Here is a 16060-nt window from a genome sequence, read left to right on the forward strand (position 1 = left end):
TTCTCACGATAACGCTCAGCAGACGCGTTCAGGCGGTCGTCACCTCCGCCGTGGCGGGCTGCGTTTCGGCCACCAATGGCTTTTCCGGCTGCAGCAGCGTCATCGCCAGCATGCTGCCAAACGCGATGAGCGCCGTCACCGTAAACATGGCGTTATAGCCGTGATATTCCGCCAGCCAGCCGCAGAGCATTGGCGAGATGATCGCGGCCAGGTTGGCAATCGCCAGCGTCATGCCGCTGTAGGTGCCAACTGAGGCTTTAGGGGTCACATCGATCACCACCGACCAGTAGACATTGTTTACCAGCGCATTCAGCGCATTACCCAGCGTCATCAGGGCGATGATCCCGGCGGCAGATCCCATCCAGGGAATGGCCATAAAGCAGCAGGCGGTGCCACACAGCGTGACGGCAGCGAACAGATTGCGCGCCAGTCGCAGATTACGGAACCGGGCCAGCAGGGTATCGGCGATACGGCCGCCCAGCAGCACCGTGATGCAGGCGCCGCTCCAGGGGATCATCGCCACGTACCATAGCGAGTGCAGGTCGTAATGGAAATTATCCTGCAGGTACTTCGGCATCCAGGTCACCAGCGTGAAGGTGATGTAGAGGAAGGAGAAATAGCCCAGCGCGTTGCAGACCAGCGTCCGGCTGGTAAAGAAGCGCCACCAGGGCAGAGGCACGCTGTCGCCCGCGCTGCGACGCTGACCGTCCCGGATCAGCGCGCGCTCGGCGGCGTTGGTGAAGCGGCTCCGGTCCGGGCTGTCGCTGAAGGTGCGGGCAAACAGCAGCATCGCCAGCAGGGAGAAGATCCCCAGCAGGATAAACATCATGCGCCAGTCGTGGGTCAGCAGCAGCAGACCCACCGCGATCGGGGCGGTCAGCAGTGCGCCAACCTGAGTTGAGAGCAGGCCGATCCCCAGCGCGAACCCGCGCTCGTTGTCCGGTGCCCAGTGCGCAATGGTCTTGTTCATCAGCGCATAGGCGGGACCTTCGGCAAAACCAAACAGGATGCGCAGCGCCGCAAAGCCCATAATGGCCGATCCGCCAAACAGCGCCATGCCCAGCTCACCGGCCCAGGCGGTGGCGATCTCCAGCAGCGACCAGAGCACGCCCGCCAGCAGCCAGACCTTTTTGGTGCCGATGCGGTCGGCAAGAAAGCCGCCGCACAGCGAACCCAGCAGATAACCAAAGCCGAAATAGCCCAGCACGGCGCCGAGCTGGACTTTACTGAAGTGATACTCTGCCGCAATCGCATTAGCAGCAAAGGAGAGGGCGCCGCGATCGATGTAGTTGATCAGCGCGATCAGGAACAGCAGTGAAAACAGGGTGTAACGGTAACGGCTCGGTTTCATTTCACATCTCCTGATAAAAGGGGTCAGGAGAGTTAAAGCAAATTCAGTGCCGGAACGGTGCTGTTGCCAGAAGAGGCCCGGCTGGCGGGGTGGCGGGCCGCCTGGCTCGCGCGTCACGGCGGGCGCTGATCCCGCTAATTATTTGCCTGCGCATCAATGCGGTGCAGGCTCTGCCTGCTGGTGGTGATCCTCAGGCGGCGTGATGCTGGGTGCGGCCAGGATGCGGCAGGGGAACGATCGCCACCTCCGCTGACACCTCAGGCGCTGGCACGGAGGACGCAGAGGCATCGTCCACATGCTGCAGGATCTGCTGCTGATAGGTGACATCCGCCACGCAGCTCTGTTCGCCTAACAGGACGCCCGCTTCATTAACGTTTTTGCCTTCCACCTTTATTTTGTGGGTGGCACTGGCCAGCATCCACTCATATTCAATATCGACGTGGCCGCTATCAATACAGCGTATCCCGTGCTGACTTAAATCATGCGCCAGCACCGTGGCGGTCGGCCCTAATGAAATCAGGACCAGATCGAAATTAACGGCATGAGTAAGTACAGCATGAAACAGCGCGTCATAAACGGAAAAGGCATTACGGTTCAGCGTCGTAATTCTTTTCACCTCGCTGGCACCGTCCAGTAAATCGTTGCCTAATCCGAGTCGGGTTCCACTCCCTTCTACAATTAATACCCGCCGGTTGCGGTAAAGCAGTTTAAACTTGTCAAATATTCTGCCGGAAAGTTCTTTGCCTTTATAATCGTGATAAGGGCGCGTAACAGACGTATTTCCATAGTGGTACTGTTTATTCAGCAGAGACTCATAATGAGTAAAGTAAAAAGATTTATGAAAGAACCAGAACAGGGCCGAACCATTGCGCATATTACGGGTAGTGCGGAAGGCATCCGGCAGACAGATCAGGCAGTTCGGGCTGGCCGTGGCACCCTGCTGCAGCACCGCTTTCAGCCGCTCTGACAGTTCCGGATTAAAGGGCTGGAAACCGATATTTTTATAGCGTGTCATTTCCAGTTCGCCGTCGCCATATCGGGCCAGCGATAACGTGGGATCGCGTAATAACCGATCGATAGTTTCCTCAATCGACATCACGGAATAACGTTTAACACGGGACTGCGCCGCAGGATAGCGAATAGCGGCATGAATGAACTTAAACGGAAAGCGGAACTTGCGATATATCGCATGAAGTGCGGACATAGTTTACCTGCCTGGTGTATTGCTGCCAGAGAAAATCCCGCCTGACGGCCGGATAAATAATTAAAATAGGAATGGACGATAACACAGATAAATGCCGCGTCCCGCTGCGGAATATCTTAAATCGTTTTCAGTGGATGAAGCTCACGCGTTATTAATCTATTCCCTGCGGGAAATAACGTTAAATAAATTCAGAAAGCGCAAAGTCAACTGCCATTTTTAATAAGGGAAAAAGGATTGACACCGCACCGGGCCTGAGAGTTTCGTCGTCAATACCAGCGTCTTTTTTCTTTTGCCGCTTTCAGCAATAAGAGTTTCAGCCCGACAGAATAAACAAACCATTACGATTATTTGACACTTATTCCCGCTCTGCGCGCGGACTTAAGCGCGGGTTACTGAAGCGCAGCTTGTCTGATATTTCATCGCCGATGAACAAAAGATGCGGTTATGCGCCGCCTATGGTTAATTTATTGTGATGAATATCGCGATTTAAGCCCTTCAGGCGTGAAAAAACCCCGCCGCAACCCGCCAGAGGGGCGGATTTATAATAAATATTTCTAACCATTTACACTTCGGCATGTTTTTACATATTTGATACATAAGTTAAGATCTCGTTGAAATTTTGTATGCAAATTAATTTTGTGCTTAGCGTGAATGACCCGAGGAAGGATCATGATAAATAAATTAACCAGTGTAATCATGGTGATATTTGCTATTGCCCTGATATACATGGGGGGAGAACTGCTGTCAGCCGGCGGCAGCGCGTTTTACGCCGCCATGGGCGTGGGGGTCCTGCTCAGCGCGATTCTGCTGCTGCTGAACAGACGCAGTGCGCTGACGCTCTATGCGCTGCTGATGTGGATAACCCTGTTCTGGATTATCCGGGAAGTGGGCTTCGATAAATGGCAGTGGATCCCGCGTGGCGATCTGTTTGGTCTGCTGGGTCTCTGGCTGGCTCTGCCGTGGGTGGTGCGTCCGCTCTATCAGGGGCAGCGACGCTTTCATCCTCTGCTTGGCGGAACGGTCGGGCTGATGGTGCTGCTGGTTATCGGCCTTTGCTTTTACGATCCGCTGCCGCAGCAGGGCACTATTACCACGCCGCGCCAGAGTGCCGCCACCGGCGGCGCTGCTGACGAGTGGCGCGCCTATGGCGGAACCACCGACGGGCAGCGCTTCTCGGCGCTGAAGCAGATCACCCGTGATAACGTAAAAGATCTTGAGGTGGCCTGGACCTACCACACCGGCGATCTGCGCCAGGATGACGATGCCACCGAATACACCTTCGAAGCGACGCCGCTGAAAGCCAACGGCATGCTCTACTTCTGTACGCCGCACAACGAAGTCCACGCGCTTGACCCGGAAACCGGGGCGGTGAAGTGGAAAACCGCGCCGGATAAAAACCGCTCCTATCTGCAGCAGCACCAGACCTGCCGTGGCGTGAGCTACTACGACGCCGGAGAGGCGCAGACACAGTCAGATGCCGCGCCGGCGCTCTGCCGCAGGCGTATCTTCAACGCCACCACCGATGCCCGCCTGCTGGCGCTGGATGCAGACACCGGTAAACCCTGTGCGGACTTCGGTGACAAGGGTGTGGTCAACCTGCGCGCTGGCATGGGCGAGTTGCGCCCGCACGCGCTGATGCAGACCGCCGCGCCGCTGGTGGCCGGTAATCTGGTGATCGTCGGCGGCTCGGTGATGGATAACGGCTTCCACAGCGGCAGCCCGTCGGGCGTCATCCGCGCCTATGATGCCGTCAGCGGGCGTCTGGTCTGGAACTTTGATCCGGCTAACCCGGAAAATAGCGCCCCGATCGCCCAGGGCGCGACCTATCCACAGGATACCCCGGTGGCCTGGGCAACCCTGAGCGCCGACCTGAAGAATGGTCTGGTTTATGTGCCCTTTGGGAATGCGTCGCCGGATGAGCTGGGTTTTGATCGTGACCCTGCCAGCAATACCGAAAAATTCCGTGATGCGCTGGTGGCGCTGGATCTGAAAACCGGTGCATTCAGGTGGCGTTATCAGAGTTCGAACCACGACCTCTGGGACCGTGACAACCCGTCACAGCCGTCGCTGGTGGATATCAGCTACCAGGGCACGCCGCAACCGGTGGTGATCCTGCCGACTAAAACCGGCAACCTCTTTGTGCTGAACCGCCTGACCGGGCAGCCGGTCTACCCGGTAGAGCAGGTCAAGGTTTCCGTGGATGGCATCAAAGGCGAGCAGTATGCGCCGACCCAGCCGGTCTCCAGCCTGAACTTTATTCCGGCGCCGCTGACGGAGAAATCCATGTGGGGCATCACGCCATTTGATCAGATGGCCTGTCGCACCACCTTCCGCAAACTGCGCTATGACGGTAACCCGTGGACGCCGCCAACGGAAGCCGGCTCGCTGATCTTCCCGGGCAATATCGGTGTCTTTAACTGGGGTTCGGTGGCGGTCGATCCGCAGCGTCAGATGCTGATTGCCGCGCCGGTGCGCCTGGCTTACAAGTACAACCTGATCAAACGCACCCCGGAAACCGAAACCCAGCGCACCTTCACCAAAGATGGCACGCCGTACTGGAACGAAAACTTCCACGGTGAGTATGCGATCCACATCCAGCAGATGGCGTCGGGCCTGGGGATCCCCTGCATCGCGCCACCGTGGGGCCGGATGGTCGGTGTGGATCTGACGACCGGCAAAACCAGATGGCTGCGCCGCGTGGGGACGACCCGCAACCTGAAGACCAGCTTCCTGCCTGGCCGTTTCCCGCTCGGCTTCCCGATGGGAATGGTCGCGCACGGCGGCCCGCTGCTGACGGCCGGTGATCTGGTGTTCCACGGGGCCACGGCAGACAACTATTTCCGTGCTTACGACAGCACCACCGGCGAACTGCTGTGGCAGACCGAGCTGAGCGCCGGTGCTCAGGCCACGCCCTCCACCTTTATGGGTAAAGATGGCAAACAGTATGTGGTGATTGCCGCAGGCGGTCACGGCTCACTGGGCACCACGGCAGGCGACAGCGTGGTCGCTTTCCGGCTGAAATAATCCTGATCCGCTGAGCGCCGCCCGGCGCTCAGCTTTTTTCGTCATCGCCGCCAGCCTCTCTTCCCTCCGCTTTTCTGCCGCAACCTGCTGTATTCACAACCGATCTCTCCAGTCTGCCGCGCGGCTGGCTTAATCACGCCCTGAAACTATTTCGTGACAGCTCTCGCAGTTTGGTGATTTGCTCCGCGCGGCAGGCTTGCGCATTCAGTCGCGAGGCGTAGATTAATACATAACTTCACAATTAATCGTGAATATGAAAAGTACTTCACAATACGCTCTCTGAAGGATTGACCCCTATGTCGGAACTGAAATTTGCAACCCGTCTCAACTCATTCGCCTCGGGCGCGCACCTCTACTGGCCCGATCAGCAGGGCAAGCCCTCTGTCCTGCAGATGGTGGCCCGTGCCGGTAAGGTAAAGGGTTTAACGCATCTCGATCTCAATTTTCCGCAGCACCTCACCAGCGATATTCCCACGCTGCGTCAGGCGATTGAGGATGCAGGCCTGGCCGTCAACGGCATGCAGATGCGCTGGGACGCCCCGCAGTTCAAAATCGGTGCCTTTACCCATCCGGATGCAAAAGTGCGTCGCGAGGCGATCGAGCTGACCAAACGCGGCATCGATGCGGGTCGGGAGTTCGGTTCACGGCTGATGACGCTGTGGATGGGGCAGGATGGTTTCGACTACTGCTTCCAGGCGGACTATAAGAAGATCTGGGAGGATGCGGTCAGCGCCGTGCGGGAAGTGGCGGAGTATGCGCCGGATGTCGATGTCAGCATCGAATACAAACCCAACGAGCCGCGCGCCTATAGCATCTTCCCTAACGCCACCACCTGCCTGCTGGCGGTGGAAGAGGCGGGCTGCCCCAACCTGGGGATCACGCTCGACTTTGCGCACGTACTGTTTGCCAACGAGGTGCCGGCCTATGCCGCCGCGATGGTGGCACGGCGTTCACGGCTGCTGGGGCTGGACCTGAACGATGGCTGGGGCAAGCGCGACGACGGCCTGATGGTCGGCTCCGTCAACCCGCGCGCCACGCTGGAGTTTCTCTGGCAGATGCAGCGTGACGGCTATCGTGGGGCCTACTACTTCGACACCTTCCCGGACGCCAGCGGGCTGGACCCCATCCGGGAAGCAGAAAGCAACATCGCGACCGTGACCCGGCTGCTGCGGCTGTGCGATCAGCTGCACGGCAACACGGCATTACTGGCGGCCATTGAGCGCCAGGATGCGGTCGCCTCCCAGCAGATCGTCAATGACATTCTGCTGGCGCGATAACGGCTGATCCAGCCGATAACATAAAAAACCCTACCCAACATGCTGAGAATATAAAAATGAAAAAACTCCTGCTCGCTGTTATCGCCTCCTCACTGCTCTGCAGCACCGTCTATGCGGCCGAGCTGGCACCGCTGCAGTCCGACACCGAACCGGATCGCACCGACTGGACCCAGCTCGACAGCAAATATGGCGCACTGCCGAAAGTCGATAAATCGCTGAAGATTGGCGGCGTCTCCAAGACCCTGACCAATGAATACTGGCGTTCGCTCGGCGAGGGCTACCAGAACGTCGCGAAGAAGTATGGCTTCACCGTGGCCTATCAGGCGGCGGCCAATGAAGATGACCAGCTTGGCCAGCTGTCGATTGCCGAAACGCTGATCTCGCAGGGCTTCAACGGCCTGCTGGTGTCGCCTCAGACCGACATCAACCTGGAGCCTGCGCTGGAGAGTGCCAGCAGCAAAAAGATCCCGGTGGTGAACGTGAATGATGCGGTGATGCCGAATGCGCGTTACTACGTGGGTAACGTTCAGAAAGATAACGGCGTGCGGGTGGCGAAGTGGTTTATCCAGCACCATCCGCAGGGTGGCAAGGTGGCGGTAATTGAGGGGCAGCCGGGCGTTTATGCCGCCGGACAGCGTACCCGTGGCTTCAAAGAGACGCTGGCGACGGCCGGTAAGTTCACGATTGTTGCCAGCGTGCCAGCCAACTGGAGCCGCGAGCAGGCCTTTAACGCCGCCTCGACCATTCTTCAGCAGCATCCCGACCTGATCGGCTTCTACGCCAACAACGACACCATGGCGCTGGGCGTGGTGGAAGCGGTGCGCGCACAGAACAAAGCGTCACAGGTTGCCATCTTCGGCACTGACGGCATCTCCGATGCCTACGCCTCCATCAAGCGCGGTGAACTCACCGGCACGGTGGACAGTTTCCCGGTGCTGACCGGCGAAGTGGCGATGGACGTGATGATCCGTCTGATCAACGGTCAGAAGCTGTCGCGCGTGGTATCCACACCGCAGGCGCTGATCACCAAAGAGAACGTCGATGCGTTCTCCACCAAAGACAACAACCGGCTGCGTCAGTTGCTGGCGCAGCAGTAAGTCAGCGGGAGCGGGTATGGAAGAGTTTCGCTTAACGATGCGCGGCATCAGCAAAAGTTACGGTAACGCCGCCGCGCTGCAGGATGTCGATTTCTCGGTGCGGCCCGGTGAGGTGCATGCGCTGATTGGGGAAAACGGCGCGGGGAAATCCACCCTGCTGAATATTCTCTCCGGCGTGCGCGGTGCGGACAGCGGTGAGATCAGCGTCAACGGCAGTCCGGTTCAGATCCGCTCGCCGCTCAGCGCACGGCAGGCCGGGATCGCGATGATCCACCAGGAGCTGCAGCATGTGCCTGAGCTTTCTGTGGCGCAGAACATGTTTCTGGGCCGACCGCTGACCCGCGCCGGGGGGATGTGGGTCGATAAAAAAGCGCAGCTGGCGCGCGCCACCCTGATTCTGAAGACGCTGGATCCGACCATCGATCCCGACACGCCAATCAGAAACCTCAAGGTGTCGCAGCAGCAGATCGTGGAGATTGCCCGGGCGCTGCTGGATAACGCCCGCATCATCGCCATGGACGAACCGACCTCCAGCCTGACGCCGCGCGAGTTTGATCGCCTGGCGGAACTGATCGGCGATCTCAAAGCGACCGGGGTTTCGCTGATCTACGTGTCGCACAAGATGAATGAGATTTTCCGGGTCTGCGACCGCGCCACCATTATGCGTGACGGCAGGCAGGTCGGCGTGGTCAACATCAGCGATGAGGATGAGGAGAGCATCGTCGCCAGAATGGTCGGACGGAAGATCGACAAGCTCGACCATCAGGCGTTCGTCAGCGACCGCGAAGTGCTGCGGGTCGAGGATCTGACGCGCGGCAGCGAGGTGGTTTCCGCCAGCTTCAGCGTGCGGGCGGGCGAGGTGCTGGGCGTGGCCGGACTGGTCGGCGCGGGCCGCACCGAACTGCTGAAACTGATCGCCGGTATCGACAGACGAACCCGCGGCACCGTGAGCGTTAACGGCAGGGCGGTCAGGAATCACAGCGTGCGCGCCGCGATTCAGGCCGGCATCGGCCTGGTGCCCGAAGATCGTAAAAAAGAGGGCATCATCAAAGAGCGGGCGGTGAAGATGAACATGGCGCTGCCGTCGATGCATCGCTTCACGGCGGCGGGTCTCATCAGTCAGTCCCGGCTGGGCCGCGAGGCGCTGCGGGTGATGGGCGATTTGCGCCTGCGGCCGCTCGACATCGAAAAGCCCATCGGCACGCTGAGCGGCGGCAACCAGCAGAAGGTGATCATCGGCCGCTGGGTAGCCGCGGATGCGGAGGTGTTCCTGTTTGATGAGCCGACGCGTGGCATCGACATCGGGGCCAAGTCGGAGATCTATCATCTGATTGAAAAACTGGCCCAGGCGGGCAAAGCGATTGTGGTGGTGTCGTCGGAGATGACGGAGATCATCCGCATCTCGGATCGGGTGCTGGTGATGCGCGAGGGACGGATAACCAAAGAGTTAACCGGCAGCGCGATCACCGAAGAGAACATCGCCCGTTATGCCATTAAAGATATCGATCCAGGCGCCTGACCGCTGTCCTGACACTTATTAAGGTGATAATTATGACGACCCAGACCTCCACCGGGCCAGGCACCCGACCTGCACTGCGGCTTAAGTTTAATCTGCGCGATGCGGGCACCCTGATTGGCCTGTTTATTATCATGGTGACATTTTCGTTTCTGTCGCCGGTCTTTTTTACCGTGCCCAATCTGCTGAACATCCTGCAGCAGTCCTCCATTAACGCCCTGATTGCGCTGGGGATGACGATGGTCATCATCTCAGGCGGGATTGACCTCTCGGTCGGTCCGGCGGCGGCGCTCTCGGCGGTGCTGGGCGCAACGCTGATGGCGTCGGGCGTGCCGGTGCCGCTGGCGATCCTCGCGACGCTGGGGGTCGGCGCGCTGTGCGGACTCTTCAGCGGCACGCTGATTGCCTATGCCGGACTGCAGCCGTTTATCGTGACGCTGGGCGGCCTCTCGCTGTTCCGGGCCATTGCGCTGATTTACACCGGCGGCAATCCCATCTTCGGGATCCCGCTGACGTTTCGCAGCCTGATTAACAGCGACCTCCTGGGGATCCCGACACCGATTGTGATTGTGGCAGTGATTGCACTGCTGCTCTGGACGGTGATGAATAAGACCCCGCTGGGGGAGTATATTCTGGCCATCGGCGGCAACGAAGAGGCGGCGCGGGTTGCCGGGGTGCCGGTGAAGCGGACCAAGGTTACCGTCTATGTGCTGTCCGGTCTGCTGGCATCGCTCGCGTCGCTGATCCTGATCGGTCGTCTCGGCGCGGCGGAGCCGACCATCGGTAACCTCTGGGAGCTGGACGCTATCGCGGCGGCGGCCATCGGCGGGGCCTCGCTGATGGGCGGCAAGGGCAGCATCTTCGGCACGCTGATCGGTGTGGTCATCCTGGGCGTATTACGTAACGGTCTGACCTTACTGAATATTCAGGCCTTTTACCAATTGCTCGCTACCGGCCTTATTATTATCATAGCGATGTTGATTGACCGGGCGACCCGAGGCAAGTAATGAAGCAAGATCCGCGAGCCATTGGCGCTCAGATTCGCATGCGTTTGCCCCAGCTGACGCCGTTAGAACGGCGGGTCGCTGAGGCGATCATGGCCCGCACCGACATTACCGAGCAGTCTTCGTTAAAGGAGATTGCGCAGGAGAATAATGTCTCTGAAGCGATGATTGTGAAGATAACCAAAAAGCTTAACTTCACCGGCTTCAGGCATTTCAGAAGTGGTCTGATTTACTACAACCAGTCTGAGGTGGCGGGACTGCATGCGGAAATTGAGCCGGATGATTCGTCGGAGCAGTTGCTGACCAAAGTGTTCAGAACCTCAATCCAGGCGATCGAAGAGACCTTATCGATTCTGGATGTCTCTGAATTCAATCGTGCGGCAGACATCATCTTTAAAGCGCGTCATATCGATCTCTACGCCGTGGGCGGTTCTGCCGCTGTGGCGCGGGATCTGTCGCACAAGATGCTGAAGATCGGCATCAAAACGACCGTCTATGACGACGCCCATATCATGCTGATGTCCGCCGCCGTGTTATCTGACGACGATGTGGTTATCGCCATCAGTCATTCGGGCGCCACACGTGCGGTGAACGATCCGGTCAGGCTGGCGGGAAAGAATGGTGCGAAAGTCATCGCCATTACCAACTACGCCGAATCCCCGATCGCGCAGAACGCCCATGTGGTCCTCAATTCAACCTCTCAGGGATCGCATCTGCTGGGTGAAAACGCCGCGTCACGCATCGCCCAGCTGAATATTCTGGATGCGCTGTTTGTCGCTATCGCCAAGAAAGATCTGAAGCGGGCGGAGAAGAACCTGATGAAAACCCAGCATGCGGTTCAGGATCTGCGGGAATTCTAACTATGAGCAAAATTGCAGTCACCGGCAGTCTTCATTACGACATTATGCTGGATGCGCCTCATCGCCCTGAAAAAGGCGAAACGGTGATGGGCAGCGCCTGTCGCTATAAGTCTGGCGGCAAGGGCGGTAATCAGGCGGTCGCTGCCGCGCACGCGGGGGCTTCGGTCCGTTTCGCCGGTGCCGTGGGTGATGACGCGCAGGGGCAGTTCCTGCGGGATCATCTGCAGCAGGCGGGCGTGGAGATCACGGCGGTCAGCGTCATCCCCGCATCGCCCTCCGGGATGAGCGTCGCCATTACCGACGCCGAAGGGGATTACGGCGCGGTAGTGGTTTCCAATGCCAATCAGCAGATCCCGCTGACCACCTTTGCGCAGCCCGACTTCTGGCAGGACGTTTCGCTGCTGGTGCTGCAGAATGAGGTGCCGGAGGCGGTCAATCTCTGCGCCGCCAGGGCCGCCCGGCAGCGGGGGATTATCGTCTGCGTGAATGCCGCGCCCGCTCGTGCACTGTCGGCGGACTTTGCAGCCTGCATCGATCTGCTGGTGGTGAACGCCATTGAGGCGCGCGACATGTGCGGGGTTAGCGTACAGGATCTGACGTCGGCGTATGCGGCGGCGGACGCGCTGGCCAGCCGGTTTGCCCGCGTGGTGGTCACCGCCGGCGAACATGGGGTGGCGTACAGTGAATCAGGAGAGACGCGGACGCTGGCGGCAGAGAAGGTCACGCTGGTCAGTACTCACGGCGCGGGGGACTGTTTTGTCGGAGTGTTGTGCCAGCGCCTGAGCCGTGGCGCAACGCTGGCGGAGGCGGTCAGTGACGCGAATCGTGCGGCTGCCGATCACGTCTCCCGGCCGCTGCAGTAAAGGCGCGAGCGTGCCACGTCACCGACGCGGCACGCTCCTCTTATCAGGCGCCGACATTCACCACGGTTTTACCGAAGTTTTTGCCATTCAGCATATCGATAAACGCCTGCGGCGCATTCTCTAAGCCTTCGATCATGTGCTCGCGATAGTGGATTTTTTTGCTCTCCACCAGCGGCGTCATCGCCTTCAGGAACTCAGGATAGCGGTCGCCGTAATCCTGGAAGATGATAAAGCCCTGCATACGGATACGACGCTTCAGAATACCCGCCATGATCAGTGACGTTCTGTCCGGGCCTTCCGGCAGCTCACGCTGGCTGTAAGCGGAGACCAGCCCGCAGACCGGTACACGCGCAGCGGTGTTAAGCAGCGGGAACACCGCGTCAAACACTTTGCCGCCCACGTTTTCGAAGTAGATATCGATACCATCCGGGCAGGCATTTTTCAGCTGCTCTTCGAAATCGGCGCTGTGGTGGTCAATACAGGCATCAAAGCCCAGCGTATCGACCGCATAACGGCATTTCTCTTCACCGCCCGCCACACCGACGACGCGACAACCTTTCTGTTTACCCAGCTGACCGACCGTAGCACCGACCGGGCCGGTTGCGGCGGCCACGACCAGGGTTTCACCGGCCTGAGGCTGACCGATATCCATCAGGCCCATATAGGCGGTAAAGCCTGGCATTCCCAGAATACCCAGCGCCCAGGAGGGGTGGGGCAGATCGTTGCCCAGCTTCGCGATCTCTTTGCCATCGGAGACGGCATACTCCTGCCAGCCGCTCTGTGACAGCACCCAGTCTCCGATCTTAAAGTCGCTGTGCTTAGAGGCCGCGACCTGACAGACGGTGCCGCCGACCATTGGCTGATCCAGCTCGGCGGGCGCAGCGTAGGATTTACCCTCATCCATCCGGCCACGCATATAGGGGTCCAGTGACAGGTAAATGGTCTTCAGCAGCACTTCACCCTCTTTGATTTCCGGCACAGGCTGCGCCACATAGCGGAAATTCTCTTTGGTCGGTTCACCCTGAGGGCGTGAAGCGAGTAACCAGGCGTGATTCTGCGTTGCTTGTTCAGTCATCGTCTCTTCCTTCTGTAGCCGGGCGATGCAAGGAGCATCGCCGTTTGAATACCGCAAAGTGTAGATGACCCTGGCGGGAATGCGTTTAGCGTGACGAGCGGTAAACTGCCGGAGCCGATGTGCGGGCAGGGCGTACAGAACGCAGCGGCAGCCCGGCTGCGGCGGGATCACGATGTTGATAGCCGGGTGAATGACAGTCACATCCGCTTGCAAAAAAGCGCGCCGGCGCGGCGGCCGTTACCGCACCCGGTGACACAGGGCGCGGAACGGCGTGTGATAAAAATTTCTCTTTTAGCGAAGAGGGTTAGCATGACGATTCAGCATCTGCGTATCGCCCGGCCGGTGACGGATCTGGCGCTCAGCAGCCATGTCTGGTGTCACGGGCTGGGACTGCAGAACATCGGCGGGTTTACCGGCCATCAGGGATTCAGCGGTGTTATGCTGGGGGCGGACGGGCTGGGCTGGCATCTGGAATTTACCCATTGTCCGGGCCATCCGCTTCTGCCTGCGCCTACAGAGGACGATCTGCTGGTGCTCTACCTTCCCTGTCACGCGGCGTGGCGCGATCGTTGTGCCCGCATGGATGAGGCTGGCTTCCGGCGGGTGCCTGCGTTTAATCCTTACTGGGATCGGCAGGGCGTGACATTCAGTGACCAGGACGGTTATCGTGTCGTGATCCAGCACGCAGCCTGGCCCCCTCAACCTCTCTGATAAACCGGAGCAGACTTTGAACATTCTCTGCCTGCATACAGCGGCCAGTAATATCGCGATATTTGATGCCGCCGCAACGACCCTGGCGCAGAACGCGACGCCGCTCAGTCATCTGGTGATGCCTGAACTGCTGGCGGAGGCGGAGCGCACCGGCGGGATGACGACACCGTTGCGCCGCCGGCTCGCACAGCTGATCGCCTCGCTGCTGCCGTCGTTTGATGCGATCCTGATTACCTGTTCAACGCTGGGCCCGGTCGCTGAGGATTTCTGCCCGCAGGATCGCGTCATGCGCACGGACGCTATGCTGGCCAGCGCGCTGCAGCGTCATGCAGGACGCACGGTGGCGCTCTGCGCTGCCGAATCCACCCTGGCGGCGACACGGACGCTCTTCTGTCAGCCCGGCGGCCAGGTCGACGTTGTGCTGGTGGAGGATGCCTGGACCGCGTTTAAGGCAGGGGAGATCACCCGCTATTTCTCCCTGCTTGCCGCGGCGGCGGAGCAGGCTTATCAGCAGGGGGCCGTTGCGGTAGCACTGGCACAAAGCTCAATGACGCCGGTCGCACAGCAGTTTCCTGCTGCGCAGCGTCCGCTCACCGCACCGTTTCTGGCGCTGCAGGCCTGCTACGATCTCAGATGATCGTCACCCCCTGCTGATGCAATGCCCGATCCAGCGCCTCATCCGGCGCGGTCTCAGTAACCAGCATACTCGCCAGCGACAGATCGCCAATGGCAAACGCGGAGGCGGCGTTAAGCTTCTCCGCCGATGCCAGCACTACGGTCTCTGCAGCGCGGCCTGCCAGGGCCCGCTTGACCGTTGCCTCCTCGAAATTACCTGTCGTCAGGCCCGCCGCCGGATGTACCCCGGTCACGCCCATAAAAAAGAGATCGGCGTTGATGCGGCTGAGTGACTCCAGCATCGCGGCGCCCACGGTGACAACAGAGTGGCGGTAGAGCTGGCCGCCCAGCAGGATGATCTCCACCTGTGGATGTTCAGCTAACGCCAGCGCCACGCTGGGGCTGTGGGTGACGGCCGTAAAGCTCAGCGTATCGGGCAACTGCTGCACCAGTTCTGCGCTGGTGGTGCCGCCATCGATCAGCACAATCTGCCCGGGCTGAATCAGCGTCACCGCCTTCTGCGCGATAACCCGCTTCGAGGCGGTCTGCACGCTTTTGCGTGTTTCTAAGGTGCCCAGTGCGGCAGAGACCGGCAGTGCGCCGCCGTGAACCCGCTGCAGCAATCCTTCGGCTGCCAGTTCACGCAGATCGCGGCGGATGGTGTCCTCGGAAAGGCCGAATCGCTGACTGAGATCGCGCGACTGCACCTGTTTTTCCTGCGCGAGCAGGGCGAGAATGGTCTGTTTACGTTGGCTGGAGAGCATAAAACGGGCCTGCATGTTTTTTCTTGAGTTTGCACGATTCTGCATGATAGCGTGAAGGCTGTCTACTTATCCCGGAGAATACCATGCAGCCGAACGCGTCCCGTGTGCGCCTTATCCATGAGCAGTTACTGTCCGATAACTGGTATACCCTGAAGAAATATACCTTCTCGCTGCTGCGCCGCGATGGTCGCTGGCAGGAGCAGAGCCGCGAAGCCTACGATCGCGGTAATGGTGCAGTGATCCTGCTTTACAACCGTGAGACCCGCCGCGTGGTCGTGACCCGCCAGTTCCGTTTTCCCGTCTTTCTGAACGGGCATAACGGTTTCCTGATTGAAGCGGCTGCCGGCCTGCTGGATAACGCCTCACCAGAGGCCCGTATCGTGGCTGAGGCGGAAGAGGAGACCGGTTTTCGCGTCACCCGGGTAGAGAAAGTGTTTGAGGCCTTTATGAGCCCCGGTTCCGTCACCGAAAAGCTCTACTTCTTTATTGCTGAATATGATGACAGGCAGCGCAGCGGCGAGGGCGGCGGTATCGAGGAGGAGGGCGAAGATATCGAAGTACTGGAGCTGGATTTCGACCAGGCGTTACAGGCGATCGATCAGGGGGAGATTGTGGATGCCAAAACCATTATGCTGCTGCAGCATCTGCGTCTGAAAGGCATTTTATAAGTTCGCTTTACCGGGCAGACCGCTATGCAGG

14 protein-coding genes are annotated in these 16060 nt (G+C 59.3%); 10 read left to right on the top strand and 4 right to left on the bottom strand.

The window, feature by feature from the left end:
• Positions 1 to 28: 28 nt before the first annotated feature.
• Both ACR6AS_RS05430 and ACR6AS_RS05435 read right to left on the bottom strand, forming a co-directional pair.
• The gene (locus tag ACR6AS_RS05430) at positions 29 to 1351 is read right to left on the bottom strand and encodes an MFS transporter (protein ID WP_293770014.1); all 1323 of its coding nucleotides are present in this window, start codon (positions 1349 to 1351) and stop codon (positions 29 to 31) included.
• Positions 1352 to 1541: 190 nt separating this feature from the next.
• Positions 1542 to 2555, bottom strand: a complete 1014-nt coding sequence (locus ACR6AS_RS05435) for a GT-D fold domain-containing glycosyltransferase (protein ID WP_293770016.1) — start codon at positions 2553 to 2555, stop codon at positions 1542 to 1544.
• Between the two features lie 669 nt (positions 2556 to 3224).
• On the opposite strand from ACR6AS_RS05435, the gene ACR6AS_RS05440 reads away from it, so the two are divergent.
• The 7 genes from ACR6AS_RS05440 to ACR6AS_RS05470 all read left to right on the top strand — a co-directional run bounded on the left by ACR6AS_RS05440 (position 3225) and on the right by ACR6AS_RS05470 (position 12196).
• A complete protein-coding gene (locus tag ACR6AS_RS05440) occupies positions 3225 to 5579 on the top strand; it encodes a membrane-bound PQQ-dependent dehydrogenase, glucose/quinate/shikimate family (protein ID WP_434161370.1) in 2355 nt (784 codons plus the stop codon).
• 296 nt (positions 5580 to 5875) lie between these two features.
• Positions 5876 to 6856, top strand: a complete 981-nt coding sequence (locus ACR6AS_RS05445; RefSeq protein ID WP_111140367.1) for a TIM barrel protein — start codon at positions 5876 to 5878, stop codon at positions 6854 to 6856.
• 56 nt (positions 6857 to 6912) lie between these two features.
• Entirely contained in the window at positions 6913 to 7953 is a 1041-nt protein-coding gene (locus tag ACR6AS_RS05450; RefSeq protein WP_111140368.1) for a sugar ABC transporter substrate-binding protein, read from the top strand.
• A 16-nt stretch (positions 7954 to 7969) separates the two neighbouring features.
• The gene (locus ACR6AS_RS05455) at positions 7970 to 9472 is read left to right on the top strand and encodes a sugar ABC transporter ATP-binding protein (protein WP_111140369.1); all 1503 of its coding nucleotides are present in this window, start codon (positions 7970 to 7972) and stop codon (positions 9470 to 9472) included.
• Positions 9473 to 9504: 32 nt separating this feature from the next.
• Positions 9505 to 10476: an ABC transporter permease gene (locus ACR6AS_RS05460; RefSeq protein ID WP_111140370.1), complete on the top strand. Its 972-nt coding sequence runs from the start codon at positions 9505 to 9507 to the stop codon at positions 10474 to 10476.
• On the top strand, positions 10476 to 11333 hold the full coding sequence (locus ACR6AS_RS05465) for a MurR/RpiR family transcriptional regulator (protein ID WP_111140371.1): 858 nt from the start codon (positions 10476 to 10478) through the stop codon (positions 11331 to 11333). Before ACR6AS_RS05460 ends, ACR6AS_RS05465 begins: the two co-directional genes overlap by 1 nt.
• 2 nt (positions 11334 to 11335) lie before the next feature.
• Positions 11336 to 12196, top strand: coding sequence for a PfkB family carbohydrate kinase (locus ACR6AS_RS05470; RefSeq protein ID WP_111140372.1), 861 nt, complete (start codon positions 11336 to 11338; stop codon positions 12194 to 12196).
• Between the two features lie 43 nt (positions 12197 to 12239).
• Here ACR6AS_RS05470 and curA read toward each other — a convergent pair whose 3' ends face one another.
• On the bottom strand, positions 12240 to 13271 hold the full coding sequence (gene curA / locus ACR6AS_RS05475) for an NADPH-dependent curcumin/dihydrocurcumin reductase (RefSeq protein ID WP_418798097.1): 1032 nt from the start codon (positions 13269 to 13271) through the stop codon (positions 12240 to 12242).
• Positions 13272 to 13580: 309 nt separating this feature from the next.
• Between curA and ACR6AS_RS05480 the strand changes: the two genes are divergently transcribed.
• Together ACR6AS_RS05480 and ACR6AS_RS05485 are read left to right on the top strand one after the other, a co-directional pair.
• The gene (locus ACR6AS_RS05480) at positions 13581 to 13982 is read left to right on the top strand and encodes a VOC family protein (protein ID WP_293770026.1); all 402 of its coding nucleotides are present in this window, start codon (positions 13581 to 13583) and stop codon (positions 13980 to 13982) included.
• A gap of 118 nt (positions 13983 to 14100) precedes the next feature.
• Positions 14101 to 14619 carry a glutamate racemase gene (locus ACR6AS_RS05485; protein WP_434161981.1) on the top strand — a complete coding sequence of 173 codons (519 nt, stop codon included), beginning with the start codon at positions 14101 to 14103 and terminating at the stop codon, positions 14617 to 14619.
• Here the strand turns inward: ACR6AS_RS05485 and ACR6AS_RS05490 are convergent.
• A complete protein-coding gene (locus ACR6AS_RS05490; protein ID WP_434161984.1) occupies positions 14612 to 15361 on the bottom strand; it encodes a DeoR/GlpR family DNA-binding transcription regulator in 750 nt (249 codons plus the stop codon). The genes ACR6AS_RS05485 and ACR6AS_RS05490 overlap by 8 nt on opposite strands.
• An 83-nt stretch (positions 15362 to 15444) precedes the next feature.
• Here ACR6AS_RS05490 and ACR6AS_RS05495 point away from each other — a divergent pair, with 83 nt between their 5' ends.
• Positions 15445 to 16029, top strand: a complete 585-nt coding sequence (locus ACR6AS_RS05495) for an NUDIX domain-containing protein (RefSeq protein WP_111140374.1) — start codon at positions 15445 to 15447, stop codon at positions 16027 to 16029.
• The last annotated feature ends 31 nt before the right edge of the window (positions 16030 to 16060 follow it).

Source organism: Pantoea phosphatilytica (assembly GCF_051025615.1).
Taxonomy (GTDB): domain Bacteria; phylum Pseudomonadota; class Gammaproteobacteria; order Enterobacterales; family Enterobacteriaceae; genus Pantoea.